This is a genomic window from Pseudoxanthomonas sp. SGT-18 (assembly GCF_003931645.1).
Classification (GTDB): domain Bacteria; phylum Pseudomonadota; class Gammaproteobacteria; order Xanthomonadales; family Xanthomonadaceae; genus Pseudoxanthomonas.
The window spans coordinates 1-19,949 of record NZ_RRYJ01000011.1 but is presented as its reverse complement, the minus strand read 5'-3'; the positions used below and the strand labels follow the sequence as shown (position 1 = coordinate 19,949).

Here is a 19,949-nt window from a genome sequence, read left to right as displayed (position 1 = left end):
GCGGCGCCGCATCCCGGACGGCGCGCGCCTTCCATGAAGCCGGGCGGGATACGTTCCAGGCTGGGCGGGCTGCGCGCGCGCGTCACGCTGTGGCTGGTGATCTACGCCGCGCTGATCTCGCTCGCGGTGTTCATCCATGGCTTCATCGTCAACGAGCAGGCCGAGCAGCTGACCTGGCGCTCGCTGCTCAAGTCGGAGTTGGCCCACTTCGTCCAGCGCAGCGCCGAGGATCCGCACTACCACTGGACCGACACCGAGACCGTGCAGCTGTACGGCGACGACGACGACTCGCCGGCGCCGCCGGAGTTCGCCCGCTTCGGCCCGGGCATCCACGACGGCATCGGGTACCAGGGGCGCGACAAGGTGCTGATGGTGCAGGACGTCAACGGCCGGCGGCTGGTGCTGGCGCTGGACATCACCCAGTTGCAGGCGCACGAGAACAACCTGGGGTTGTGGATGCTGGTCTCCAACATCATCGCGATCGTGCTGCTCGGCATCCTCGTGGCCTGGGGCCTGGGGCGGGTGGTGCAGCCCCTGGCCGACATGGCCAAGCGCATCCACGCGCTGCGCCCGGACCGGCCCGGCCAGCACATCGACGTGGTGAAGGGCGCCAGCCACGAGCAGGTGGTGATCGCCGAGGCGCTCAACGACTACCTGCAACGCAACGACACCTTCGTCGAGCGCGAGCGCGCCTTCATCGACAGCACCAGCCACGAGCTGCGCACGCCGATCGCGGTGATCCGCGGCGCCAGCGAGCTGGCCCTGGACCAGCCGGACACGCCGCCGGCGGTGCGCCACCAGTTGCTGCGCATCCGCCAGACCGCCGAGTCGGTCGAGCAGCTGGTCACGCTGCTGCTGGTGCTGGCGAAGGACCCCAGGCGACTGGAGAAGAGCAGCGACTACGTGAACCTGGACGAGCTGCTGCCGGACATCCTCGACGACCATCGCCACCTGTGCGCGGACAAGGACCTCGGCCTGCAACTGGTCGAGCTGGCGCGCTGCGAGCTGTTCGCGCCGGTGGCGATCATGCAGGTCGCGATCGGCAACCTGCTGCGCAACGCCATCGAGAACAGCGACCGCGGCGTGATCCGCGTGTCCCTGCTGGCGCCGGCGACGGTGCGGATCGAGGATCCCGGGCACGGCATGAGCCCGGAAGAGATCGCCGCGATCTACCGCCGGATCGCGCGCGGCGACCCGCGGCAGGGCAGCGGCATCGGCCTGGACCTGCTGGGCCGCCTGTGCGAGCACCTGGGCTGGAAGCTGCAACTGGACTCGGAGACCGGGCAGGGCACCGTGGCCACGCTGGACATGAGCGGCTCGCTGGCCAAGAGCCGGGATTCGTGATTGGGGATTCGGGATTGGCAAGAGCGTAGGCCCACGCCGCTCCTACAAATCCCCAATCCCGAATCCCGAATCCCGAATCCCGGCCTTAAAGCAACAGCCCGCGCGCGGTCAGCCAGGCGCGTGCATCCTCGGCATCTTGCTCGAACCACGCCCTCGTCGACCCAAGCCGGTACGTATAACCCCACGCATCCATGTCGGCCATCAGGCGGTCGCTGCCCACGCCGGGCAGGCGTCCGGCCAGGACGATCTGCAGGTAGCAGGTGGCGTCTTCTTCCTCGACCGAGTCGGTCGCGTCGGTATGCACCGCCGCGCGCCTGTCGGGCGGCAGCACGATCAGGTGGCAGGCCTCGTGCAGCATTGAGTGCACGGGGGTATCGCCGCGCACGTACACGGTCGGGCCGATGATGCCGGCCTCCGGTTCGCCCCAGTAGCTGCCGGGGATCGGTTCGCCGTCGGGCACGGCGACCAGCTCCAGCCCGTGGCGGGCCAGCAGGGCGGCGGCATCGGCGAAGGCGACGTCGCGCAGGCGCAGGACGTCGCGGTCGGGGGAGGGTTGCATGGAATGGGGAACGGCGGCCGCCGGAGCGGCCGTCTGCCTGGGTCGGATCAGCCCTGCTGGCCTTCCGGCAGGGCCACGGAGATGTCGAGCACGTCGTGGTCGCCGTCCTTGATCAGGTCGACCTTGACGGCGTCCACGTCCACGTTGACGTACTTCTTGATGACGTCCAGCAGTTCCCGCCGCAGCAGCGGCAGGTAGTCCGGGGCGCCCCGGCTGCTGCGCTCCTGGGCAATGATGATCTGCAGGCGGTTCTTGGCCGTCTCCGCAGTGTTCTTCTTGGCCCGCAGGAAGTCGAACAGCGCCATGGTCAGCCTCCGAACAGCTTGCTGAAGAAGCCCTTCTTCTCCAGGGTGGTGAAGCGCATCGGGCGGTCTTCGCCCAGCAGGCGCGCGACGGCGTCCTCGTAGGCCTGGCCGGCCTCGGACTCGGTCTCCAGGATCACCGGCTCGCCCTTGTTGGAGGCGTTGAGCACGTCGGTGGACTCGGGGATCACGCCGATGGCCTTCAGCCCCAGCACCTCCTCCACGTCGGCGATGCTGAGCATCTCGCCGGCGCCCACGCGGGCCGGGCTGTAGCGGGTCAGCAGCAGGTGCGCCGGCAGCGGCTGGCCGGACTCGGCGCGGCGGGTCTTGGAGTCGAGCAGGCCGATGATGCGGTCGGAGTCGCGCACCGAGGACACTTCCGGGTTCACCACGACCACCGCCTTGTCGGCGAAGTACATGGCCAGGAACGCGCCCTTCTCGATGCCGGCCGGCGAGTCGCAGATGATGTATTCGAAGCCGTCGGCGGCCAGGTCCTTGAGCACCTTCTCGACGCCTTCCTTGGTCAGCGCGTCCTTGTCGCGGGTCTGCGAGGCGGCCAGCACGTAGAGGTTGTCGAAGCGCTTGTCCTTGATCAGGGCCTGCTTGAGCGTGGCCTCGCCATGGACGACGTTGACGAAGTCGTAGACCACGCGCCGCTCGCAACCCATGATCAGGTCCAGGTTGCGCAGGCCGACGTCGAAGTCGACCACGGCGGTCTTGTGCCCGCGCCGGGCCAGGCCGATGGCGATGCTGGCGCTGGAGGTGGTCTTGCCGACGCCGCCCTTGCCGGAAGTGACTACGATGATTTCAGCCAATGGAAGATCTCCTTGGAGACGCGTGCAGGGGAGGCGCTGGCGGCGGCATGGCGGCCGCCGGCCGGCGCGGATCAGTCGAGGGCGGCCAGCTTCAGCTGTCCGTCTTCAAGCCAGACCTGCACGGCCTTGCCGCGCAGGTTCTCGGGGATATCGTCCAGCACCTTGTAGTGGCCGGCAATGGCCACCAGCTCGGCCTGGAAGTCGCGGCAGAAGATGCGCGCGTCGGTGTTGCCCTTGGCGCCGGCCAGGGCGCGGCCGCGCAGGCTGCCGTAGACATGGATCGAGCCGTCGGCGATGACCTCGGCGCCGGCGCCGACCGTGGTCAGCACGGTCAGGTCGCAGTCCTCGGCGTACAGCTGCTGGCCCGAGCGCACCGCGCTCTTCTGCATGCGGCCCGGCAGGCGCGGGCGTGCCGGGGCGGCGGCGCGCGGCGGCGGGGCCGGTTCGCGTGGCGGAGGGGGCGGCGGGGGCGGGGCCGCGGCGGCGGGCGCCGAGGGCTCGTACTGGGCACGGAACTTGGCCAGCACCGGCAGGCCCAGGGCCTCGGCCAGGGCGTCGTTCTCGCGGGTGCCGTAGGCCAGCGCCACCGGCAGCACGCCGGCCTGGCGCAGGCCCTCGATCAGGGCCCGGGCGGTGTCCACGTCCGGGGTATGCACCAGCCCGCCGAAGTCGACGATCACCGCCGCGCGGCCGAACAGCTTGGGCGCGCGCTGCACGCGCTGGCGCATCTCGCCGACCAGGCGTTCCACGTCCAGGGTGCGGACCCGCAGGTTGGCGACGCCCACCTGGCCGATCTTCAGCTCGCCGGCCTGCTCGTAACTCGTCGTCGCGCTCACCGCCACCTCAGGTCCCCGTCGCACGGTTGTCGCCGGCGGGGCGGCGCGGGCGACCCACCCAGGGCAGGTCCGGCAGGTCGTCGCCATAGGTCTCGCGGACCCAGGCGTAGCTGCACAGTTCCTTGATCATCATGCTGGCGCGCACGTCCACGTCGGGCATCACGTTCTGCCCGGCCTCGTGGAAGCCGAAGCTGCCGTGGAACAGCAGGGCCGGGTCGGCGCCGTGGTCCAGGAACACCTCGCAGCACAGCAGCGGATAGCGCAGCTCGGCGTAGCTCTGCACGTCGGCGTAGAAGGCGCGGCCGACGCCACCGCCGCGGCGGCGGCTGGCCACCACGATGCGGTCGATGTAGAAGAAGTGCGGGTAGCGCTGCTTGAACCAGGCGAAGTTGCAGCTGTCGTGCTGGCTGCCGCTGCCGAACCCGACCAGGAAGCCGGCCAGGTTGCCGTCGCGCTCGGCCACCCGGAAGTACTCGGCGGTGTCGTAGAAGCTGCGTACCCGGGCCGCGTCCAGCGGCAGGATGGCCGACCCGGCGTTGTTGTTCAGGGCCAGGATCGAGTCCAGCTCGTGTTCGCGCACGTCGCGGATGACGATGGACATCAGGAATGGAACCTTGCAGATAGGCGGACCGGCCATGCCGGCAATGCGCCCGGATTATCGCATGGGGTCGCCGGGCCCGGCGAGGGCATGACTTCCGGGGCAGCGGACCGGGGGGCCCGGCCCGTAAGATGCGGCCATGTTCGGACCGATCAGCCACACCCGCCTGCTGCGCTACGCCGGCCTGTTCACCTGGGGCATGGTGGGCGTGCCGCTGGTCTATTCCCAGTACGTGCCGGCCTACGGCGCGGAGGAGCAGACCATGGGCCGGGTGGGGGCCGGCTTGCTGTTCGCCTCCTACCTGGGCTTCGGCGCCTGCTACTGGTGGCTGACCCGCGGCCTGGGCCGGGCGCGGCCGGCCTGGCACGACCGCGGCCTGCTGCTGGTGCTGACCCTGTTCGCGCTGGCGGTGAGCTACTTCAACGGCTCGGGCCTGGGCAGCATCCTGCTGATGGTCGCCGCGGGGGTGATCCCGTGGCTGCTGCCGGCCGGCTCGGGCGTGCTGTTGCTGCTGCTGAGCCAGCTGGCGGTGCTGCCGATCTACTACGGCGTGTTCCGGATGCCGCTGTTCGAGGCGCTGATGCAGTCGCTGCTGTACGGCGGCTTCTCCATGTTCATCTACGTGACCAGCCTGGTGGCGCGGCAGCAGGCCGAGGCCCGGGAGGAGCAGCGCCGGCTCAACGCCGAACTGCGCGCCACCCGCGCCCTGCTGGCCGAGAGTGCCCGGGTCAACGAACGCACCCGGATCTCGCGCGAGCTGCACGACCTGCTGGGGCACCACCTGACCGCGCTGAGCCTGAACCTGGAAGTGGCCAGCCACATGACCGAGGGCCGCGCCCAGGAGCACGTCAGGCAGGCCAATACCCTGGCCCGGCTGCTGCTGACCGACGTGCGCGAGGCGGTCAGCCAGCTGCGCGACGCCAGCGGCGGCATCGACCTGTCCGCGGCGCTGCGGCCGCTGGCCGACCACGTGCCCTCGCTGGACGTGGAGCTGGACATCCAGGCCCCGCTGCCGATCGACGATCCCGAGCGCGCCCACGTGGTCCTGCGCTGCACCCAGGAAATCATCACCAACGCGGTGCGGCACGCCGCCGGGGCGGACCGGCTGGCGATCCGGGTATGGCGCGAGGACGCCACCATCCGCCTGGAGGCGCGCGACAATGGCGAGGGCGCCGAGGGCCTGGTCCCCGGCAACGGCCTGCGCGGCATGCACGAGCGGGTGCAGCAGTGCGGCGGGACCCTCGACATCCAGACCCGGAAGGGCGCCGGCTTCGTCCTGCGCCTGTCCATCCCTGCATCAGCCCCGGCGCGGCCGGCGATCGAAGGAGCGTTGCCATGATCAGAGTGTGCCTGGTCGACGACCAGACCCTGGTGCGCCAAGGCATCAAGTCCCTGCTGGCCCTGGACGGCGGCATCGAGGTGGTCGCCGAGGCCGCCGACGGGCGCCAGGCGGTGGAGATGATCCCGAAGGTCGCCCCGGACGTGGTGCTGATGGACATGCGCATGCCGGTGATGTCCGGGCTGGAGGCGCTGCAGACCCTGTCCCAGGCCGGGCAGCTGCCACCGACCATCATCCTGACCACCTTCGACGACGACCAGCTGGTGCTGGCCGGGCTCAAGGCCGGCGCCCGCGGCTACCTGCTCAAGGACGTGTCGCTGGAGCAGCTGGTGGGGGCGATCCAGACCGTGGCCAGCGGCGGCTCGCTGGTGCAGCCGGCGGTGACCCAGCGCCTGCTCTCGGGCCTGGAGCACATGCGCAACGACTTCGTCAGCCTGGACCGCCCGGACCCGCTGACCGACCGCGAGACCGAGATCCTGCGGCTGATGGCCTCCGGCTTCTCCAACAAGGAGATCGCCAATTCGCTGGGCGTGGCCGAGGGCACGATCAAGAACCACGTGTCCAACATCCTCAGCAAGCTCGGCGTGCGCGACCGCACCCGGGCGGTGCTCAAGGCCTTCGAGCTGCAGCTGGTCTGAGCGCGCTGCCCGGCGCGTGCGTGCCTGGCAGCGCCGCGTGCGCAACCGGGTGCTGGCGCCGGTCGTCGGTGGCGCGGCCCGGCCGCCACGGTCCTGTCATCCTTCCCCACGCTGGCGTATGGGTTTTTTGCGGAGGTCCTGGAATGCCCTGCCGGCATCGCGGCCGGGAGGGCCGGAATCCTTGTGCCGTGGGCGTTTGCGCCGGGCGCTGATGTAAGAATTCCGTTCAATCGCGCTCCGGTGCATGCATTCGGCTGCGCGCACGCCAAGAACCCTGTTACGATTCGCGGCTCGCATCGCAAATACGCCGTGGAATCGGCCCCGGAGACTCCTGAATGACCCGTCTTATCGAGTTCCTGATCGCATTGGGGATCGTGGCCGGCCTGGCCCTGCTGGTCGGTGTCGTACTTCCCGACCACCGCCACATCACCGAAAGCGTGGAGACCAACCGCAAGATGACCATCGTGTACGACACGGTGAACAATCTGCGCCGCTTCAGGGACTGGAATACGCTGGTTCTGCGTGATCCGAAGATCCAGCTGAAGACCTCCGGCCCCGAGTCCGGCGTCGGCGCCCGCCTGGACTTCGTCTCCAGCGACGACCGCATCGGCACCGGCAGCTGGGAGATCGTCGAGAGCATCCCGAACGAGAAGGTCGTCATCAAGGTCGAGGACGCCACCGCCGGCCACGACAAGACCGTGCAGTTCCTGCTGGAGCCGACCGGCAAGAACAACCGCAACGTCAAGATCACCCAGACCTACGACGTCGAGTACGGCTGGAACCTGGTCGCCCGCTACGCCGGCCTGTACGTCAACCGCCACGTCGGCGACGACATGAAGATGGGCCTGGCGCGCATGTCCAACATGCTGGCCTCGGTGCCGAACTTCGACTACCGCGCCGACGGCGTCACCCTGCGCGACCTGTCCGTGGTCGAGGTCCCGGCCGAGGACCTGCTGGTGGTCAACGCCGGCAACGTCGACCGCAGCAACGACGCGATCAAGCAGTCGATCAAGAACAACCAGGAGTGGATCAAGCGCACCATGGAGGCCAACAACCTGGAGGCCGCCGGTCCCGTGCGCATCGTGACCACCGACTTCGGCCAGGAGAAGTACGCGTTCGACGTGGCCATCCCGGTCCGCCGCAAGGGTTCGGCCCCGGCCGAGGCCCCGGCCGCCGCCGAGGGCGAGGAGGTCGACGAGGCCGCCGCCAAGGCCGCCCAGGACGCCGCCTTCGCCAAGCCGGTCGCCGCCTCCGGCGAGCCGCTGCAGGTCAAGATCCCGGACGGCGCCCCGGTCGAGTACGTGCGCACCAAGGGCGGCCGCGCCGCGTTCGGCCAGTTCACCGGTTCGATGGCCGAGCTGGACGCGATCCGCAACTCGGTCCGTGCCTGGGCGACCACCCACGGCTACGAGGTCACCGACCGTCCGTACGAGGTCTGGGAGGGCGGGGTCGACAAGGCCTTCACCCTCGAGGGCGAGTACGACGTCTACTGGCACGTCAAGTAATACCGCCGCGGCCGGCCCGGCCGGCCCAGGCACCCCGGAAAGCGCCGCGAAAGCGGCGCTTTTCGTTTAGGCTGCCGCGCATGGAGGAAACCGCCATGAACCCGACTTCGCGCGCGCCGGCCGCCGCCGGCGCGCTGCTGGCGGCGCTGGCGATCGGCCTGTCGGCCTACGCCGCCCATGGCCTGGACGACGGCCACGCCCGTTCCAACCTGCAGACCGCCTGCCTGTACGCCTTCGGCCACGGCATCGCCCTGGCCGCGCTGTGGCCGCGTGCCGCCGGCCGCCTCGCCCGGGGCGCGTTGCTGGCGCTGCTGCTGGGTACGCTGCTGTTCTGCGGCAGCCTCGCCGGCGGCGCCCTGGCCGGCTGGCCGACGCGACTGGCGCCGGCCGGCGGCACGCTGATGATGCTGGGCTGGCTGGGCTGGGCGGTATCCGCCCTGCGCGGGCGCTGAGGCCATGCCGCGCCACGCCCGCGGGTTCGACGTGCAGGCCGCCTGGGACCACCTGGTCCGGCGCGACCGCAGGCTGGGCGCGTGGATGCACCGGATCGGGCCGCTGCCGCCGGAGGCCGGCTGGCGCCGCCGCTTCGACCCGGTCGATGCGCTGGCGCGGGCGATCCTCTACCAGCAGCTGTCCGGCAAGGCCGCCGCGACCATCGTCGGCCGGGTGGAGGCGGCAATCGGCAGCAAGCGCCTGCACCACGACACCCTGGGCCGGGTCGACGACGCCACCCTGCGCGCCTGCGGCGTGTCCGGCAACAAGACCCTGGCCCTGCGCGACCTGGCCGCGCGCGAGGCCCGCGGCGAGATCCCCGACCTGCGGCGCATGGCCTGGATGGACGAGGACCAGATCGTCCAGGCCCTAGTGCCGGTGCGCGGCATCGGCCGCTGGACGGTGGAGATGATGCTGATGTTCCGCCTCGGCCGGCCGGACGTGCTGCCGGTGGACGACCTGGGCGTGCGCAAGGGCGCGCAGATCGTCGATGGCCTGGAGCTGCCGCCGACGCCGCGGCAGCTGGCCGAGCGCGGCCAGGCCTGGGGCCCGTACCGCACCTACGCCAGCCTGTACCTGTGGCGGATCGCCGACGGCGCCGGCACCGACCCCGCCACGCCGCGCACCAACCGCTCCCAGGACTGAGGCCTCAGCCGCGCAGCGACATCCGCACCAGGGTGTCGTCGTGGCGCACGTGGTGGTGGTAGATCGCCGCGGCCGCGTGCAGGCCGACCAGCCAGTAGCCGGCGGTGGCGATGCCTTCGTGCCAGGCCTCCAGCTGCCCGCCCAGTTCCGGGCCCGGCTCGAACAGCACCGGCAGCGACCAGCCGCCGAGCGACGGCGCCACGCCGTGGGCGTTGAGCACCAGGTAGCCCAGCACCGGCATGGCCAGCATCAGCGCGTACAGCGCCAGCGCGACCAGCCTGGCCAGCAGCAGCTGCCACCGCGGCGGCTCGGGCAGGATCGGCGGGGTGGTGCCGGTGGCGCGCAGGCCCAGCCGCACCCAGGTCAGGCAGAACACCGCCAGGCCGAGGAAGTAGTGCGAGGTCTTCATCAGGTCGCGCGGCACGCTGCCCCTTGGGAAGAGGCCGCGCAGCTCCATGGTCGCGTAGACCGCGGCCAGCAGCACCAGGGTCAGCCAGTGCAGGGCGATGAGCGAGGGACGGTAACGGGAGCTCTGGATGGCCATGGGGTGCCTGCTGGACCGGGACAGGCGTGCAGTGTCGGCAGCTTCGCCCGCGCCGGCCTTGATCAGGCGCAAGCGCGCCGTTGCCTTAGCGGTGCGGGTGGAAGCGCCAGTGCCAGGGCTCGTAGACGATGCCGTGCGGGTTGTCGCGCGGATAGCTCATGCGGAACCCGAAGCCGCCCGCATGCGCCTGCAGCCAGGCGAAGGCGGCGGTGGCCTCGAACGACTCCTCCGCCGGCGGCTCGCCGGGCGTGCCGATGTCCAGCGCGCTGCCGGCGTGGTGCTCGCTGTAACCGGGCGCGGCGTTGACCGTGAGGACCTGCGCCACGGTCTGCCCGCGCGCCAGCTTGCGCTCGAAGATGCCCAGCTGGTAGTCGTGGCTGCGGTAGCCGGAGATGGATTCCAGCACCACGCCGTCGGCCGCGGCGGCGCGGCGCATCGCCAGCCAGGCGCGGGCCGCGTCCGGCAGCAGCCACAGCGGCCGCTGCCAGCGGTCGCGGCCGGCGAAGGCCAGCCATTCCGGTTCGGCCAGCGGTGCCAGCCCGGTGCGCGCCTCGTAGGCGGCGGCGTCGATCCCCAGCGCGGCCAGGCGTTGCTGCAGCCGCTCCAGTGGCAGCGGTTGCGGCGCCGGCAGCGGGCCGCGAGCCGGGTGCGCCTCGGCCGCGGCCAGCGCGTCCAGCGCCTCGTCGATGCCCGGCTCGCGTGCCAGCCGCGGCACCAGTGCCAGCACGCCGTCGGCGCGCACGGTGGCCAGGTAGCGGCCGTCGCGCTTGCGCCGCAGCACGGTATGGGCCTGGGCCAGGGCGCGGGCGTCGGCATTGCCGCGCGCGCGCAGCAGGCCGGCCGGCCACAGTTCGATCTGCCCGGTGTTGACCAGGCGTGTGCGCAGGGGCTGGGGAGGCAGGTGCATGGGGTGCAAGCCTAGGCCGGCAGGCGCGGTGCCGCCAGCCCGCGCGCCGCTAGCGCGGCGCCGGAATCCCGGCGGCGGCCGCCAGCTGCTCCAGCAGGTCGCGCGGCCGCTCCGGGGTCAGCAGCAGGTAGCGGCCATCGTGGCGCGGCAGCAGCAGCACCTTCTCGCGCCGGGTCAGCAGGCAGAAGGCGCGGGCGCGGTTGCGCAGCAGGTAGTGGCCGGCGCGGAAGCCGGGCAGGCCCAGGCCCCACAGGCGCACGCGCGGGCTGAAGTCCGGGTGTGCGTCCAGGTCCACGAGCCGGGCGCGCGCCAGGTCCAGCTGCGCCACCGCGACCTTGTGCGGGAACAGGCCGGCGGCGTTCACCGACAGCACGCCATCGGCCAGGCGGATGCGGCGCACGTGCAGCAGGATGAAGGGCCCGGCGAAGGCCAGGGCCATGGCGGACATCATCACCAGCCAGGCTGGCACCGGGTTGCCGGGGGTCGGGCGCAGCAGGGTCTCGTGGCGCAGGGCGAACACCAGCGCCACCATCCCCGCCCACAGCACGGGCAGCAGCCACAGCGCGGGGGCGGGCGGCGCGGGGACTTCGAATTCGTGGGCGGAAATGCCGGGACGGGCCATGCTCAGGCGTGCCTCCGAAGGCCATGCGGGACCGCGCGCCGGGGCGTGTGCGCGCGGCGTTCCAGGGGATGCAGGGTGGTGGCGGACAGCGTGGGTGCGTGCATGCGTGGCTCCTTCAGGACCGCGGCAGCGCCGGCCCGGCGCCCAGGGCCAGGCCAGGCGCGCGGCGTGGCGGCATGGCGGTGGCTGTGGCGTCCGGGCAGGCGGGCCAGGTGGGCATGGGGCTCGTCCTCAGGCCGGGCGCTTGAACACCAGGGTGGGCGAGGGCAGGCTCGGGGTGGAGTGGACCACGTTCACCAGCTCCCAGCCCAGGCGGCCGTGGCGGTCCAGTTCCTCCTGCAGTTGCTCGACCTTGTAGCTGCCCAGCAGCGAGGTCTTGACCTCGACGACCAGGTACCGCCATTGCGTGGTGCTCATTGCTCTTCCTCCTCCGCCTCCGGGCGGGTATCCGGTCTGGGCAGGCGCCCGGCCTTGCGCAGCGCCTCGCGCAGCACGTATTCGATCTGTGCGTTGAGGCTGCGCAGCTCGTCGTCGGCCCAGCGCTGGGTCGCGGCGAGCACTTCCGCGCTGATCCGCAGCTGGAAGGCCTTGCGCTCGGTCATCGGCGGGGGCGTCCGCGGCGCGCGTGCAGGATGGTGGAGATCGCCAGCGCGTTGACCGCCAGGGCCATGGCCACGGCCACCGCGGTGACCGCGCCGCGGCTGCCGCCGGCGAAGTACAGGCCGACGGCGCCGCACAGGATGGCCAGGGCGATCAGCGCCCAGCGCAGGGCCAGGCCGCGCGCGTGTTCGTCGTCGTAGCGTGCGTACCAGGTGGCCACGCCCAGCGCGGGCAGGCCGGTGATGGCGACGACCAGGGCGGCGAGCGCGTCCATTCCGTCCACCTCAGTACAGGGAGCCGGCGTTGACGATCGGCTGGGTGCCGCGGTCGCCGCACAGCACCACCAGCAGGTTGCTGACCATCTGCGCCTTGCGTTCCTCGTCCAGCTGGACGACGTCGTTCTTCTGCAGCTCGGCCAGGGCCATCTCGACCATGCCCACCGCGCCGGCCACGATCCGGGTGCGGGCGGCGATCACCGCGTTGGCCTGCTGCCGCTGCAGCATGGCCTGGGCGATCTCCGGGGCGTAGGCCAGGTGGCTGATGCGTGCCTCGATCACCTCCACGCCGGCCCGGCCCAGGCGCTCGGCGATCTGCGCCTGCAGGTGCTCGGAGATCTCCTGCGGGTGGCTGCGCAGGGCGATCTGGCCGTCGTCGTGCTGGTCGTAGGGGTAGCTGGAGGCCATCGCCCGCAGCGCCGCCTCGGACTGGATGTGGACGAAGCTCTCGTAGTCGTCGACGTTGAACACCGCCTCGGAGGCGTCGACCACCTGCCACACGATCACCGCGGCGATCTCGATCGGGCTGCCGTCCAGGTCGTTGACCTTGAGCTTGCCGCTCTCGAAGTTGCGCACGCGCTGGCTGACCTTGCGCTTGGAATAGAAGGGGTTGTTCCAGCGCAGGCCGGCTTCCTTGACCGTGCCCACGTACTTGCCGAACAGGCTCAGCACCGCGGCCTGGTTGGGCTGGATCGAATAGAGCCCGATGAACGCCAGCAGGGCCAACAGCAGGGTGGCGGCCGCGCCGGCCAGGCGCGCCACGTCCGGGGCGCCGTCGCCGGCGCCGATGCCGGTGAAGAACAGCCAGGCCGTGGCCGCGGAAAGGGCGAGGGCCGCCAGCAGGACGGGGATGCCGGGCAGGGAATGGATCGGACGCTCTTTCATGGGTGCTCTCCAGGTGACGCCTTAATCTGATATCAAAACGATATCAATCGTCAAGAGGGCTTCCGGGAGGGGGCGGCCGCCGCGGCGGCGGCTACACTGGCCGCCCTTTCACCACCTGCCGCACCGCCATGGTCCGTATCGGAACCCCGCTGACCCCCCATGCCACCCGCGTCCTGCTGCTCGGCTCGGGCGAACTGGGCAAGGAGGTGGCGATCGAGCTGCAGCGCCTGGGTGCGGAGGTGGTGGCCGCCGACCGCTACGCCGATGCGCCGGCCATGCAGGTCGCCCACCGCAGCCACGTGCTGGACATGCTCGATACCTTCGCCCTGCGCGAGCTGATCGCGAAGGAGGAGCCGGACCTGGTGGTGCCGGAGATCGAGGCGATCCACACCGAGACCCTGGTCCAGCTGGAGGCCGAGGGGCTCAAGGTGATCCCGACCGCGCGCGCGGCGCGCCTGACCATGGACCGCGAGGGCATCCGCCGCCTTGCGGCCGAGACCCTGGGCCTGCCGACCTCGCCGTACCGCTTCGTCGACACCCTGGAGGAGTACCGCGCGGCGGTGGAGGCAATCGGCCTGCCGTGCGTGGTCAAGCCGGTGATGTCGTCCTCGGGCAAGGGCCAGAGCATCGTGCGCGAGGCCGCGCAGGTGGAGGCGGCCTGGGAGTACGCGCAGACCGGTGGCCGCGCCGGCGCCGGCCGCTGCATCGTCGAGGGTTTCGTCGACTTCGACTACGAGATCACCCTGCTGACCGTGCGCCATGCCGGCGGCACCAGCTTCTGCGAGCCGATCGGCCACCTGCAGAAGGACGGCGACTACCGCGAGAGCTGGCAGCCACAGCCGATGTCGCCGCGCGCGCTGGAGCGCGCCCAGGCCATCGCCCGCGCCATCACCGACGACCTCGGCGGCTGGGGCGTGTTCGGCGTGGAGTTGTTCGTCAAGGGCGACGAGGTGTGGTTCTCGGAGGTGTCGCCGCGCCCGCACGACACCGGCCTGGTGACCCTGGTCTCGCAGGAGCTGAGCGAGTTCGCGCTGCATGCGCGCGCCATCCTCGGCCTGCCGGTGCCGGTGATCCGCCAGAACGGCCCCAGCGCCTCCTGCGCGCTGCTGGCCAGCGGCCATGGCGTGCCGGTGTTTTCCGGGATCGACGCGGCGCTGGCGGCGCCGGACACCGCGCTGCGCTTGTTCGGCAAGCCGCGGGTGGAAGGCCAGCGCCGGGTCGGCGTCACCCTGGCGCGTGGCGCCGACATCGAACAGGCACGCGCGACGGCGCGCGATGCCGCCGCGGCGATCGGGATCGAACTGCTGCCCTGAGGGGGCAGCAGCGGTTCAGAGCGGCGCGGCGAAGCGGGCGCCGGCCAGGCGGATGCTCCACACCAGCTCGACCATTGCCAGGTTGTTGAGCAGCGGCTCGCCCGCCAGCACCAGCCAGTAGCCGCTGCCGTCGATCCACAGCGGGACGAAGGACCATTCCGGCAACAGCATGTCCGGGTCGTTGTGGAACGCGACCCGCTGCGCGCCGGGCCAGCCGCGGCGGGCCTGGCGGGCGACGAACGAGGAATAGTCCGCCGCCGCCGCGCTGAGGGTCTCGGCCAGGTCCTGGTCCAGGCCGGAATGGCCCAGGCAGAAGCCGCTGTCGGACGCCAGCACCGCGCGGCGCTCGCCGGACAGCGGCGCGATCACGTGCTGGGCGAAGTCGCCCAGGCGCACGTCCGGCGCCGGCACCTGCCGGCGCAGCAGCTGCACCCACTGCTTCTCCTGCAGCTGTTGCAGCATGCGCCCGTTGCGGTCGTGCTCCTGGCGCCAGCGCGCCAGTTCCATCGCCTGCGGGGCGGACAGCAATGCCTGCACCGCGCGCTGCGCCGGGCCCGGTTCGGGCGTGGAGAAGCCGTGCAGTGCGCCGCGCGGGGTCGGCAGCAGCCACTTGGCGGCGTCGGCAGGGATGTCTTGGGACGCGGGCTCGACCAGTTCCAGGCTCATGGGCTTCCCTTGCGTGAGGTGGGCGCCTCGGCGCGGTCGCCGATGGCCGCGTGCTGTTCCAGCCAGTCGGCGACCCGCTCCCAGCGGTCGCCCACGGCGATCTCGTGCCGCCGCAGGTCGCGGCTGGCGAGCATGAAGGCGTACTTGTCCTGGCAGGAGACGCAATGGTCCAGGAACTCGTGCTCGACGCGCGCCGCGTGCAGCGGCTCGCCGTCCAGCAGCGCCTCGACCACCTGCGCCGCCAGCCGCCGCGAATGGTCCGGGCTGGCGCGGCGCACCCGCGCCGGGACGTCGGCCGAGGGCTGGGCGAACACGCTCCAGCGGGTGGCCAGTGCGGTGATGGCCGGCAGCACGTGGCCGTGCGCGTGGCGGCCGAAGGCCTCGGCCACGTACGGCGCCAGGCGGCCGGAGGCCAGGTGCAGCGCGGCCTGGCGCAGGGCGGTGTCGGCCCGTGGCAGGGCCACGAACAGGTCGGCCAGCGCGCCCTGCACCGGTTCGGTGTCGCCCAGCTGCAGCGCCGCCTGCAGCCGCGCCAGGTGGGCGGCGGTGTCCTGCGGCGCGCGGGCGACGGCGCGGGTGCGTTCGCGGAACTCGCGGCGTGCGTCGAGGGTGGCGGCCATGCTCAGTCCAGCAGGGTGTCCATCAGGTCGATCATGAACTCGGCGTCCTCGCGCTCCATGGCCTCGAACCCGGCCGGCAGGCCCAGCGCCTGCAGCACCTCGGCGTCGCCGGGGCGGGACGGGTCGACCGCCAGCAGCGCCGCGGCCAGCGGCTGCAGGTCGTCGCCCACGCGCGGATGCGCCAGCAGCACGTGGCTGATGTCGCGCAGCTTGCTTTCCACCAGCACCTTCAGCTGCCCGCGGGTGATGCGGGCCAGGGCGTGGTAGGCCGAGGCCAGGAAGAAGCCGGCGTCGACCTGCCCGGACAGGGTCATGCGCGCGGCCGCCTGGTGGCTGTTGGCCGGCACCCACTGGATGTCGCGTTCGGTGAGGTCGGCCGGCTCCAGCAGGCGCAGGCCGATCAGGCGCACGTCGCGGTTGTCGGTCACCGCGATCCGGCAGCCCGGGCGCAGTTCCTCCACCACCGACACCGGCGAGCCGGCCGCGGTGGCGATCACCATCTCGTTGGAATGCGCGGCCGGGCGGGCGAAAGCCTGGTAGCCCTGGCCGCGGATCATCGCGGTGGCGTCGAACGGGTTGGCGTAGACCAGGTCGGCCAGGCCGTCGCCCAGCATCTGCGCCTGCTCGCGCGCGTCGGCCGGCATCAGCAGGTGCAGGCGGGTGCCGGAGCGGTGCTGCAGCAGGGTGGCGAGCATGTACCAGCCGGGGAAGTTCTCCGGCGCGAAATCGGGGGCGACCAGCAGGTTGAGGGTCATGCGGTGACCCCCGCGGCTTCCTGCTCCAGCCACTGCCGGTACAGCGGCAGCACCTCGGCGATGGCGCGGCGCGAGGGCTTGCGCCGCACCGAGGTGTAGCCGACCACCTGGCCGTGGCGCACGTTGGGCAGTGCGGTGGCGTAGACCCAGTAGTGCTTGCCGTCCTTGCGCAGGTTCTTGACGTAGCCGTGCCACTTGCGCCCGGCCTTGAGCGTGTCCCACAGGTCGGCGAACGCGGCGCGCGGCATGTCCGGGTGGCGCAGGATGCTGTGCGGGGCGCCGATCAGCTCCTCGCGGCTGTAGCCGCTGAGTTCGACGAAGGCCTCGTTGGCATGGGTGATCACCCCGTCCAGGTCGGTGCGCGAGACGATCAGGCGCCCGTCCGGGTAGGGCACTTCCTCGTCCGTCCAGTACACGGTGCGGCGGGTGCCGTCGTGGCAGGTGTGCACGGCCTGCAGGTGCGGGCCGGCGGGCGGGGTCATGTCCGGCAGGCGGCTCATCGCGGCCCCTCAGACGATGCGGCCGAGGGCCTGGGCGGCCCGCTTGATGTCCAGGAACGCCAGGCCGAGCTTGACCTCGGCGCGAGTGAGCACGGTCAGCACCGCCTCCTCGCCGGCGGCGGTCATGATCACGTAGCCGTCCTCGCCCTGGACCAGGACCCGCTCCAGGCGGCCGCGGCCGAGTTCGCGCGCGGTGCGCTCGCCCAGCGACAGCAGGGCCGCGGACATGGCGCCGATGCGGTCCTCGTCCATGCTCTGCGGCATGGCCGCGTCGATCAGCAGGCCGTCGATGGAAATGAGCGCGGAGGCCTCGATGTCGGCACTGGAGCTGGTGAGGTCTTCCAGGGTCTGCCGGATCTGCGCGGCGCGCGGGTTGTGCTGGAGAGGGATGGCGTTCATGGCGCGGATTCCAGCACGCGCCCCCGACCCCCCGTTTTGATCAGGATCAATCGCCGGCGGTTGTCCGACCAACGGTCAGGTCGACCCAGACCAGGTGGTGGTCGCTGCCGTCGGCAATGGCCGCCGCCGGCTCGTGCGAGGCCGGCCAGAACACCCCGCTGCCGCGCACCTGGAAGCCGGTGGACGGGATCACGTAGTCCAGCCGCATCGCGCCCGAGCGCGGGCCGAAGTCGCCGGTCACGTGCTCCGGCGCGCCGCGCCGGAGCAGCCCGGCCGCGGCATAGGCGCGCGCCTTCTCCGCGCCGCCGGCCGAGGCGGGCGGGTCCATGCGCAGCACGCGCGGGTGCCCGAGCAGGCCGAGGATGGCGTCGTGGTGGCCGTCGCCGTCGACCGGGTCGTTGTTGAGGTCGCCGGCGATGACGAAGCGCTCGCCCGCGGGCAGGCCGCCGCAGCGGCCGGCGTCGTCGCACAGCCAGGACAGGTCGCCGCCGGAGATGTAGTGCTGCCACAGCCGGATCTCGTCGGCATTGCGCGCGCCGTTGCGGTCCTCCGGGCCGTCGAACACCGGCGGGGTCGGGTGCGAGACCAGGAAGTGCACGGTGCCCTGCGGGGTGTGCACCGGCAGGTCCCAGTGCGACTTGGACGACAGCCGCAGCTGCGTCCACACCGCGTCTTCGTACCACGGCTGGCCGCTGGCCGGGTCGATCGGGCGACGGGCATCGGGCATCGCGCTCCAGCGCAGCAGCTGGAAGGTGCGCGCGTTGCCGGCGTCGATCGGATGGCGCGACAGCACCAGCATGCCGTACTGCCCCGGGTGCAGGCCGAAGCCCCAGGCGTCGTTGCCGCGCTGCCGTCCCTCGCCGCCGATCGTGCCGTCGCGGTCCAGGTCCAGGCCGCTGGGCACGCCGGTGTTGACCGGCGCCAGGTAGCGGTAGGGGTAATGCAGCGGCTCGCCGCCGCCGGGCTGGGCCTGCTCCAGGTAGGCGCGCTGGAACAGGTCCGCGGCGCGGCCGTCGGCGTCGTAGTCGAACTCGTTGATCAGCACCAGGTCCGGGCGCACCTGCTGCAGCACCGCGGCGACCTTGCGCGCGCCGGCGTCGCCCGCCTGCAGCCGCGCGATCACGCCGCCGGCTTCGTCGTCATAGAGGGAGACGTTGTAGGTGGCCACGCGCAGCGTGGCGTCGTTGCCGGGGGCGGGCGTGGACGAGGCGCAGGCGCTCAGCATCGCCAGCAGCGGAAGGATCGGGAACAGGGTGCGCATGCGCGGATTCTCGCACGGCGCATGCGCATCAGTACGGGAATTCCCGCCAGCCGCGCCCGTCGAACGCCTCCAGCGGGCGGAAGCGGCGCTTGTAGTCCATCTTGGCGTGGCCGTCGATCCAGTAGCCCAGGTACAGGTGGGCCAGGCCCTCGCGCTGCGCCCATTCCAGCTGGCGCAGGATCGCCAGCGTGCCCAGGCCGCGCGCGGCCTCCTCCGGCTCGTAGAAGGTGTAGACCGCCGACAGCCCGTGCGGGGCGCGGTCGGTCACCGCCACCGCCAGCAGCCGGCCGGGTCCGCTGCTGCCCGGCGCCGGCGGTTCGCGCAGCTCCAGGAAGCGGGTGTCCGACCAGGCGCCGACCAGGAACTGGTCGAACTCGGCGGTGCCGTGGTCGTCCATGCCGCCGTCGCGGTGCCGCGCCAGCAGGTAGCGGTGGTAGAGGTCGAAGTGCTCGTCGGTGCGGCGCGCCGGCACGATCCGCGCGCTGATGTCGGCATTGCGGCGCAGGCAGCGGCGCTGGCTGCGGTCCGGCTGGAACCGCTGCACCGGGATGCGCACCGCCACGCAGGCGCGGCAGGCGGCGCAGGAGGGGCGGTAGACGATGTCGCCCGAGCGGCGGAAGCCCCATTCCAGCGCCTGCGGATAGACCAGCCCCAGGCGCGGGTCGCGCGGGTCCAGCACCAGGTCGCGGGCCTCGCGCTCGGGCCAGTAGCCACAGGGATGGCTGCCGGTCTGGTACAGGCGCAGGTCATCGGCGGGGGAGGTGTCGTGGCCCATGGCGATGCGGTCGGCGGATGCGCCCAGCATAGCGCCGCCATCCGCGCCGGGCCGGCGCTCCAGCCCGGCTGGTGGCTGAACGGGTCCGCCCGCGGGGTCAACGGGGGCCGGGCAGCGGCGTTTTCCCCGTCGTGGCCATCACGTCACGCACGACTGGAGACAAACACGTGAACAAGACCCCTTACCTGATCGCAGCCACGCTGCTGGCCATCACCGCCGGTGCCGCCCTGGCCCAGGAAACCGCGGCGCTTGCCGCCACGGGCAAGCCGCGCGCGGCGCTGGACGCCAACAAGGACGGCGTGATCGATCGCAGGGAGGCCGCGGCGCATCCGCGCCTGGCCGGGCGCTTCGACCAGCTGGACCGCAACAAGGACGGCAAGCTGCAGCGCGACGAGCTGCCGCGCATGAAGCACGGCCGCCACGGGGGCCGCGGCGGCCACGGCGGCTTTGGCTTCGGTTTCGCCGGCCCGGACGTGGATGCCGACAAGGACGGCCGCATCAGCAAGGCCGAGGCCCTGGCCGCGGCGACCGCTCGGTTCGAGCGCATGGACGCCAACAAGGACGGCTTCATCGACCAGGCCGACCGCGAGGCCTGGGCCAAGCAGCGCCGCGAGGCCTGGTTCAAGGCCGTGGATACCGACGGCGACGGCAAGCTGAGCCAGGCCGAGCTGGACGCGGCCAAGGCCAGGCGCGGTGCGCGCGCGGCCGGTGCCCCGGCACCGCAGCCTGCGGCGAAGTAAGAAGTAACAGGCGC

The 19,949-nt window shown here is 71.9% G+C and carries 27 protein-coding genes; 8 read left to right on the top strand and 19 right to left on the bottom strand.

All coding sequences use genetic code 11. The features are described from left to right. The first annotated feature begins 33 nt into the window (after window positions 1-33). Window positions 34-1,344: a HAMP domain-containing sensor histidine kinase gene (locus EIM47_RS13720; protein WP_125077223.1), complete on the top strand. Its 1,311-nt coding sequence runs from the start codon at window positions 34-36 to the stop codon at window positions 1,342-1,344. 85 nt (window positions 1,345-1,429) lie between these two features. Here the strand turns inward: EIM47_RS13720 and EIM47_RS13715 are convergent, their stop codons facing one another. The 5 genes from EIM47_RS13715 to EIM47_RS13695 form a co-directional block, all read right to left on the bottom strand. Then, window positions 1,430-1,903: a hypothetical protein gene (locus EIM47_RS13715; RefSeq protein ID WP_125077222.1), complete on the bottom strand. Its 474-nt coding sequence runs from the start codon at window positions 1,901-1,903 to the stop codon at window positions 1,430-1,432. Between the two features lie 47 nt (window positions 1,904-1,950). After that, window positions 1,951-2,208 (bottom strand): cell division topological specificity factor MinE, encoded by a 258-nt coding sequence (minE, locus tag EIM47_RS13710; RefSeq protein WP_019399450.1) that lies wholly within the window; start codon window positions 2,206-2,208, stop codon window positions 1,951-1,953. A gap of 2 nt (window positions 2,209-2,210) precedes the next feature. Continuing rightward, complete coding sequence (gene minD / locus EIM47_RS13705; RefSeq protein ID WP_019399451.1) at window positions 2,211-3,020, bottom strand: septum site-determining protein MinD; 810 nt, start codon at window positions 3,018-3,020, stop codon at window positions 2,211-2,213. A 71-nt stretch (window positions 3,021-3,091) separates the two neighbouring features. Then, window positions 3,092-3,856: a septum site-determining protein MinC gene (gene minC / locus EIM47_RS13700; protein ID WP_205948729.1), complete on the bottom strand. Its 765-nt coding sequence runs from the start codon at window positions 3,854-3,856 to the stop codon at window positions 3,092-3,094. 7 nt (window positions 3,857-3,863) lie between these two features. After that, the gene (locus tag EIM47_RS13695) at window positions 3,864-4,457 is read right to left on the bottom strand and encodes a GNAT family N-acetyltransferase (protein WP_019399453.1); all 594 of its coding nucleotides are present in this window, start codon (window positions 4,455-4,457) and stop codon (window positions 3,864-3,866) included. A gap of 136 nt (window positions 4,458-4,593) precedes the next feature. On the opposite strand from EIM47_RS13695, the gene EIM47_RS13690 reads away from it, so the two are divergent. The 5 genes from EIM47_RS13690 (at window position 4,594) to EIM47_RS13670 (ending at window position 9,073) form a co-directional block, all read left to right on the top strand. Beyond that, window positions 4,594-5,793 (top strand): sensor histidine kinase, encoded by a 1,200-nt coding sequence (locus EIM47_RS13690; RefSeq protein ID WP_019399454.1) that lies wholly within the window; start codon window positions 4,594-4,596, stop codon window positions 5,791-5,793. Next, window positions 5,790-6,431, top strand: a complete 642-nt coding sequence (locus tag EIM47_RS13685) for a response regulator transcription factor (protein WP_019399455.1) — start codon at window positions 5,790-5,792, stop codon at window positions 6,429-6,431. Before EIM47_RS13690 ends, EIM47_RS13685 begins: the two co-directional genes overlap by 4 nt. 335 nt (window positions 6,432-6,766) lie before the next feature. Next, the gene (locus EIM47_RS13680) at window positions 6,767-7,936 is read left to right on the top strand and encodes a polyketide cyclase (protein WP_026010699.1); all 1,170 of its coding nucleotides are present in this window, start codon (window positions 6,767-6,769) and stop codon (window positions 7,934-7,936) included. An 80-nt stretch (window positions 7,937-8,016) separates the two neighbouring features. Beyond that, the gene (locus EIM47_RS13675) at window positions 8,017-8,388 is read left to right on the top strand and encodes a DUF423 domain-containing protein (RefSeq protein ID WP_051403659.1); all 372 of its coding nucleotides are present in this window, start codon (window positions 8,017-8,019) and stop codon (window positions 8,386-8,388) included. A gap of 4 nt (window positions 8,389-8,392) precedes the next feature. Further along, window positions 8,393-9,073 carry a DNA-3-methyladenine glycosylase gene (locus EIM47_RS13670; protein ID WP_125077220.1) on the top strand — a complete coding sequence of 227 codons (681 nt, stop codon included), beginning with the start codon at window positions 8,393-8,395 and terminating at the stop codon, window positions 9,071-9,073. A 4-nt stretch (window positions 9,074-9,077) separates the two neighbouring features. Here EIM47_RS13670 and EIM47_RS13665 read toward each other — a convergent pair whose 3' ends face one another. The 7 genes from EIM47_RS13665 to EIM47_RS13635 all read right to left on the bottom strand — a co-directional run bounded on the left by EIM47_RS13665 (window position 9,078) and on the right by EIM47_RS13635 (window position 12,906). Next, window positions 9,078-9,617: a cytochrome b/b6 domain-containing protein gene (locus EIM47_RS13665; RefSeq protein ID WP_050992215.1), complete on the bottom strand. Its 540-nt coding sequence runs from the start codon at window positions 9,615-9,617 to the stop codon at window positions 9,078-9,080. 85 nt (window positions 9,618-9,702) lie between these two features. Then, window positions 9,703-10,524: a M15 family metallopeptidase gene (locus EIM47_RS13660; RefSeq protein ID WP_125077219.1), complete on the bottom strand. Its 822-nt coding sequence runs from the start codon at window positions 10,522-10,524 to the stop codon at window positions 9,703-9,705. Window positions 10,525-10,573: 49 nt separating this feature from the next. Beyond that, window positions 10,574-11,146 carry a hypothetical protein gene (locus EIM47_RS13655; RefSeq protein ID WP_125077218.1) on the bottom strand — a complete coding sequence of 191 codons (573 nt, stop codon included), beginning with the start codon at window positions 11,144-11,146 and terminating at the stop codon, window positions 10,574-10,576. Window positions 11,147-11,377: 231 nt separating this feature from the next. Then, window positions 11,378-11,563: a DUF4177 domain-containing protein gene (locus EIM47_RS13650; protein ID WP_019399463.1), complete on the bottom strand. Its 186-nt coding sequence runs from the start codon at window positions 11,561-11,563 to the stop codon at window positions 11,378-11,380. Continuing rightward, a complete protein-coding gene (locus tag EIM47_RS13645) occupies window positions 11,560-11,748 on the bottom strand; it encodes an Arc family DNA-binding protein (protein WP_125077217.1) in 189 nt (62 codons plus the stop codon). Before EIM47_RS13645 ends, EIM47_RS13650 begins: the two co-directional genes overlap by 4 nt. Beyond that, window positions 11,745-12,020, bottom strand: coding sequence for a hypothetical protein (locus EIM47_RS13640; RefSeq protein ID WP_019399465.1), 276 nt, complete (start codon window positions 12,018-12,020; stop codon window positions 11,745-11,747). The genes EIM47_RS13645 and EIM47_RS13640 overlap by 4 nt, the downstream gene beginning before the upstream one ends. A 10-nt stretch (window positions 12,021-12,030) precedes the next feature. Further along, a complete protein-coding gene (locus EIM47_RS13635; protein WP_019399466.1) occupies window positions 12,031-12,906 on the bottom strand; it encodes an SPFH domain-containing protein in 876 nt (291 codons plus the stop codon). Window positions 12,907-13,034: 128 nt separating this feature from the next. Here EIM47_RS13635 and purT point away from each other — a divergent pair, with 128 nt between their 5' ends. After that, window positions 13,035-14,219 carry a formate-dependent phosphoribosylglycinamide formyltransferase gene (gene purT, locus EIM47_RS13630; protein ID WP_125077216.1) on the top strand — a complete coding sequence of 395 codons (1,185 nt, stop codon included), beginning with the start codon at window positions 13,035-13,037 and terminating at the stop codon, window positions 14,217-14,219. A gap of 15 nt (window positions 14,220-14,234) precedes the next feature. Here the strand turns inward: purT and EIM47_RS13625 are convergent, their stop codons facing one another. The 7 genes from EIM47_RS13625 to EIM47_RS13595 are packed head-to-tail and all read right to left on the bottom strand — an operon-like array spanning window position 14,235 to window position 19,225. Further along, window positions 14,235-14,885, bottom strand: a complete 651-nt coding sequence (locus tag EIM47_RS13625) for a hypothetical protein (RefSeq protein ID WP_125077215.1) — start codon at window positions 14,883-14,885, stop codon at window positions 14,235-14,237. Beyond that, window positions 14,882-15,505 (bottom strand): hypothetical protein, encoded by a 624-nt coding sequence (locus EIM47_RS13620; protein ID WP_125077214.1) that lies wholly within the window; start codon window positions 15,503-15,505, stop codon window positions 14,882-14,884. Before EIM47_RS13620 ends, EIM47_RS13625 begins: the two co-directional genes overlap by 4 nt. A gap of 2 nt (window positions 15,506-15,507) precedes the next feature. Further along, on the bottom strand, window positions 15,508-16,260 hold the full coding sequence (locus EIM47_RS13615) for a PhnD/SsuA/transferrin family substrate-binding protein (protein WP_019399470.1): 753 nt from the start codon (window positions 16,258-16,260) through the stop codon (window positions 15,508-15,510). Then, window positions 16,257-16,760, bottom strand: a complete 504-nt coding sequence (locus tag EIM47_RS13610; protein WP_240626244.1) for a PAS domain-containing protein — start codon at window positions 16,758-16,760, stop codon at window positions 16,257-16,259. Before EIM47_RS13610 ends, EIM47_RS13615 begins: the two co-directional genes overlap by 4 nt. A gap of 9 nt (window positions 16,761-16,769) precedes the next feature. After that, the gene (locus EIM47_RS13605; protein WP_051403657.1) at window positions 16,770-17,159 is read right to left on the bottom strand and encodes a roadblock/LC7 domain-containing protein; all 390 of its coding nucleotides are present in this window, start codon (window positions 17,157-17,159) and stop codon (window positions 16,770-16,772) included. 46 nt (window positions 17,160-17,205) lie between these two features. Next, the gene (locus tag EIM47_RS13600) at window positions 17,206-18,420 is read right to left on the bottom strand and encodes an endonuclease/exonuclease/phosphatase family protein (RefSeq protein ID WP_125077213.1); all 1,215 of its coding nucleotides are present in this window, start codon (window positions 18,418-18,420) and stop codon (window positions 17,206-17,208) included. Window positions 18,421-18,448: 28 nt separating this feature from the next. Then, window positions 18,449-19,225 carry an arginyltransferase gene (locus EIM47_RS13595; RefSeq protein ID WP_205948728.1) on the bottom strand — a complete coding sequence of 259 codons (777 nt, stop codon included), beginning with the start codon at window positions 19,223-19,225 and terminating at the stop codon, window positions 18,449-18,451. 137 nt (window positions 19,226-19,362) lie between these two features. Here EIM47_RS13595 and EIM47_RS13590 point away from each other — a divergent pair, with 137 nt between their 5' ends. Further along, a complete protein-coding gene (locus EIM47_RS13590) occupies window positions 19,363-19,935 on the top strand; it encodes an EF-hand domain-containing protein (RefSeq protein ID WP_125077212.1) in 573 nt (190 codons plus the stop codon). Window positions 19,936-19,949 lie beyond the last annotated feature (14 nt).

What these genes read in the sequence shown, in the direction of transcription:
- EIM47_RS13620 (WP_125077214.1), bottom strand. Translation starts at nt 15,505, where the DNA reads ATGGCCGCCACCCTCGACGCACGCCGCGAGTTCCGCGAACGCACCCGC.
- EIM47_RS13690 (WP_019399454.1), top strand. Translation starts at nt 4,594, where the DNA reads ATGTTCGGACCGATCAGCCACACCCGCCTGCTGCGCTACGCCGGCCTG.
- EIM47_RS13605 (WP_051403657.1), bottom strand. Translation starts at nt 17,159, where the DNA reads ATGAACGCCATCCCTCTCCAGCACAACCCGCGCGCCGCGCAGATCCGG.
- EIM47_RS13635 (WP_019399466.1), bottom strand. Translation starts at nt 12,906, where the DNA reads ATGAAAGAGCGTCCGATCCATTCCCTGCCCGGCATCCCCGTCCTGCTG.
- EIM47_RS13660 (WP_125077219.1), bottom strand. Translation starts at nt 10,524, where the DNA reads ATGCACCTGCCTCCCCAGCCCCTGCGCACACGCCTGGTCAACACCGGG.
- EIM47_RS13625 (WP_125077215.1), bottom strand. Translation starts at nt 14,885, where the DNA reads ATGAGCCTGGAACTGGTCGAGCCCGCGTCCCAAGACATCCCTGCCGAC.
- minE (WP_019399450.1), bottom strand. Translation starts at nt 2,208, where the DNA reads ATGGCGCTGTTCGACTTCCTGCGGGCCAAGAAGAACACTGCGGAGACG.
- EIM47_RS13650 (WP_019399463.1), bottom strand. Translation starts at nt 11,563, where the DNA reads ATGAGCACCACGCAATGGCGGTACCTGGTCGTCGAGGTCAAGACCTCG.
- EIM47_RS13640 (WP_019399465.1), bottom strand. Translation starts at nt 12,020, where the DNA reads ATGGACGCGCTCGCCGCCCTGGTCGTCGCCATCACCGGCCTGCCCGCG.
- purT (WP_125077216.1), top strand. Translation starts at nt 13,035, where the DNA reads ATGGTCCGTATCGGAACCCCGCTGACCCCCCATGCCACCCGCGTCCTG.
- EIM47_RS13720 (WP_125077223.1), top strand. Translation starts at nt 34, where the DNA reads ATGAAGCCGGGCGGGATACGTTCCAGGCTGGGCGGGCTGCGCGCGCGC.
- EIM47_RS13670 (WP_125077220.1), top strand. Translation starts at nt 8,393, where the DNA reads ATGCCGCGCCACGCCCGCGGGTTCGACGTGCAGGCCGCCTGGGACCAC.
- EIM47_RS13615 (WP_019399470.1), bottom strand. Translation starts at nt 16,260, where the DNA reads ATGACCCTCAACCTGCTGGTCGCCCCCGATTTCGCGCCGGAGAACTTC.
- EIM47_RS13675 (WP_051403659.1), top strand. Translation starts at nt 8,017, where the DNA reads ATGGAGGAAACCGCCATGAACCCGACTTCGCGCGCGCCGGCCGCCGCC.
- EIM47_RS13595 (WP_205948728.1), bottom strand. Translation starts at nt 19,225, where the DNA reads ATGCTGGGCGCATCCGCCGACCGCATCGCCATGGGCCACGACACCTCC.
- EIM47_RS13655 (WP_125077218.1), bottom strand. Translation starts at nt 11,146, where the DNA reads ATGGCCCGTCCCGGCATTTCCGCCCACGAATTCGAAGTCCCCGCGCCG.
- EIM47_RS13680 (WP_026010699.1), top strand. Translation starts at nt 6,767, where the DNA reads ATGACCCGTCTTATCGAGTTCCTGATCGCATTGGGGATCGTGGCCGGC.
- EIM47_RS13695 (WP_019399453.1), bottom strand. Translation starts at nt 4,457, where the DNA reads ATGTCCATCGTCATCCGCGACGTGCGCGAACACGAGCTGGACTCGATC.
- EIM47_RS13645 (WP_125077217.1), bottom strand. Translation starts at nt 11,748, where the DNA reads ATGACCGAGCGCAAGGCCTTCCAGCTGCGGATCAGCGCGGAAGTGCTC.
- EIM47_RS13715 (WP_125077222.1), bottom strand. Translation starts at nt 1,903, where the DNA reads ATGCAACCCTCCCCCGACCGCGACGTCCTGCGCCTGCGCGACGTCGCC.
- EIM47_RS13600 (WP_125077213.1), bottom strand. Translation starts at nt 18,420, where the DNA reads ATGCGCACCCTGTTCCCGATCCTTCCGCTGCTGGCGATGCTGAGCGCC.
- EIM47_RS13665 (WP_050992215.1), bottom strand. Translation starts at nt 9,617, where the DNA reads ATGGCCATCCAGAGCTCCCGTTACCGTCCCTCGCTCATCGCCCTGCAC.
- EIM47_RS13610 (WP_240626244.1), bottom strand. Translation starts at nt 16,760, where the DNA reads ATGAGCCGCCTGCCGGACATGACCCCGCCCGCCGGCCCGCACCTGCAG.
- EIM47_RS13685 (WP_019399455.1), top strand. Translation starts at nt 5,790, where the DNA reads ATGATCAGAGTGTGCCTGGTCGACGACCAGACCCTGGTGCGCCAAGGC.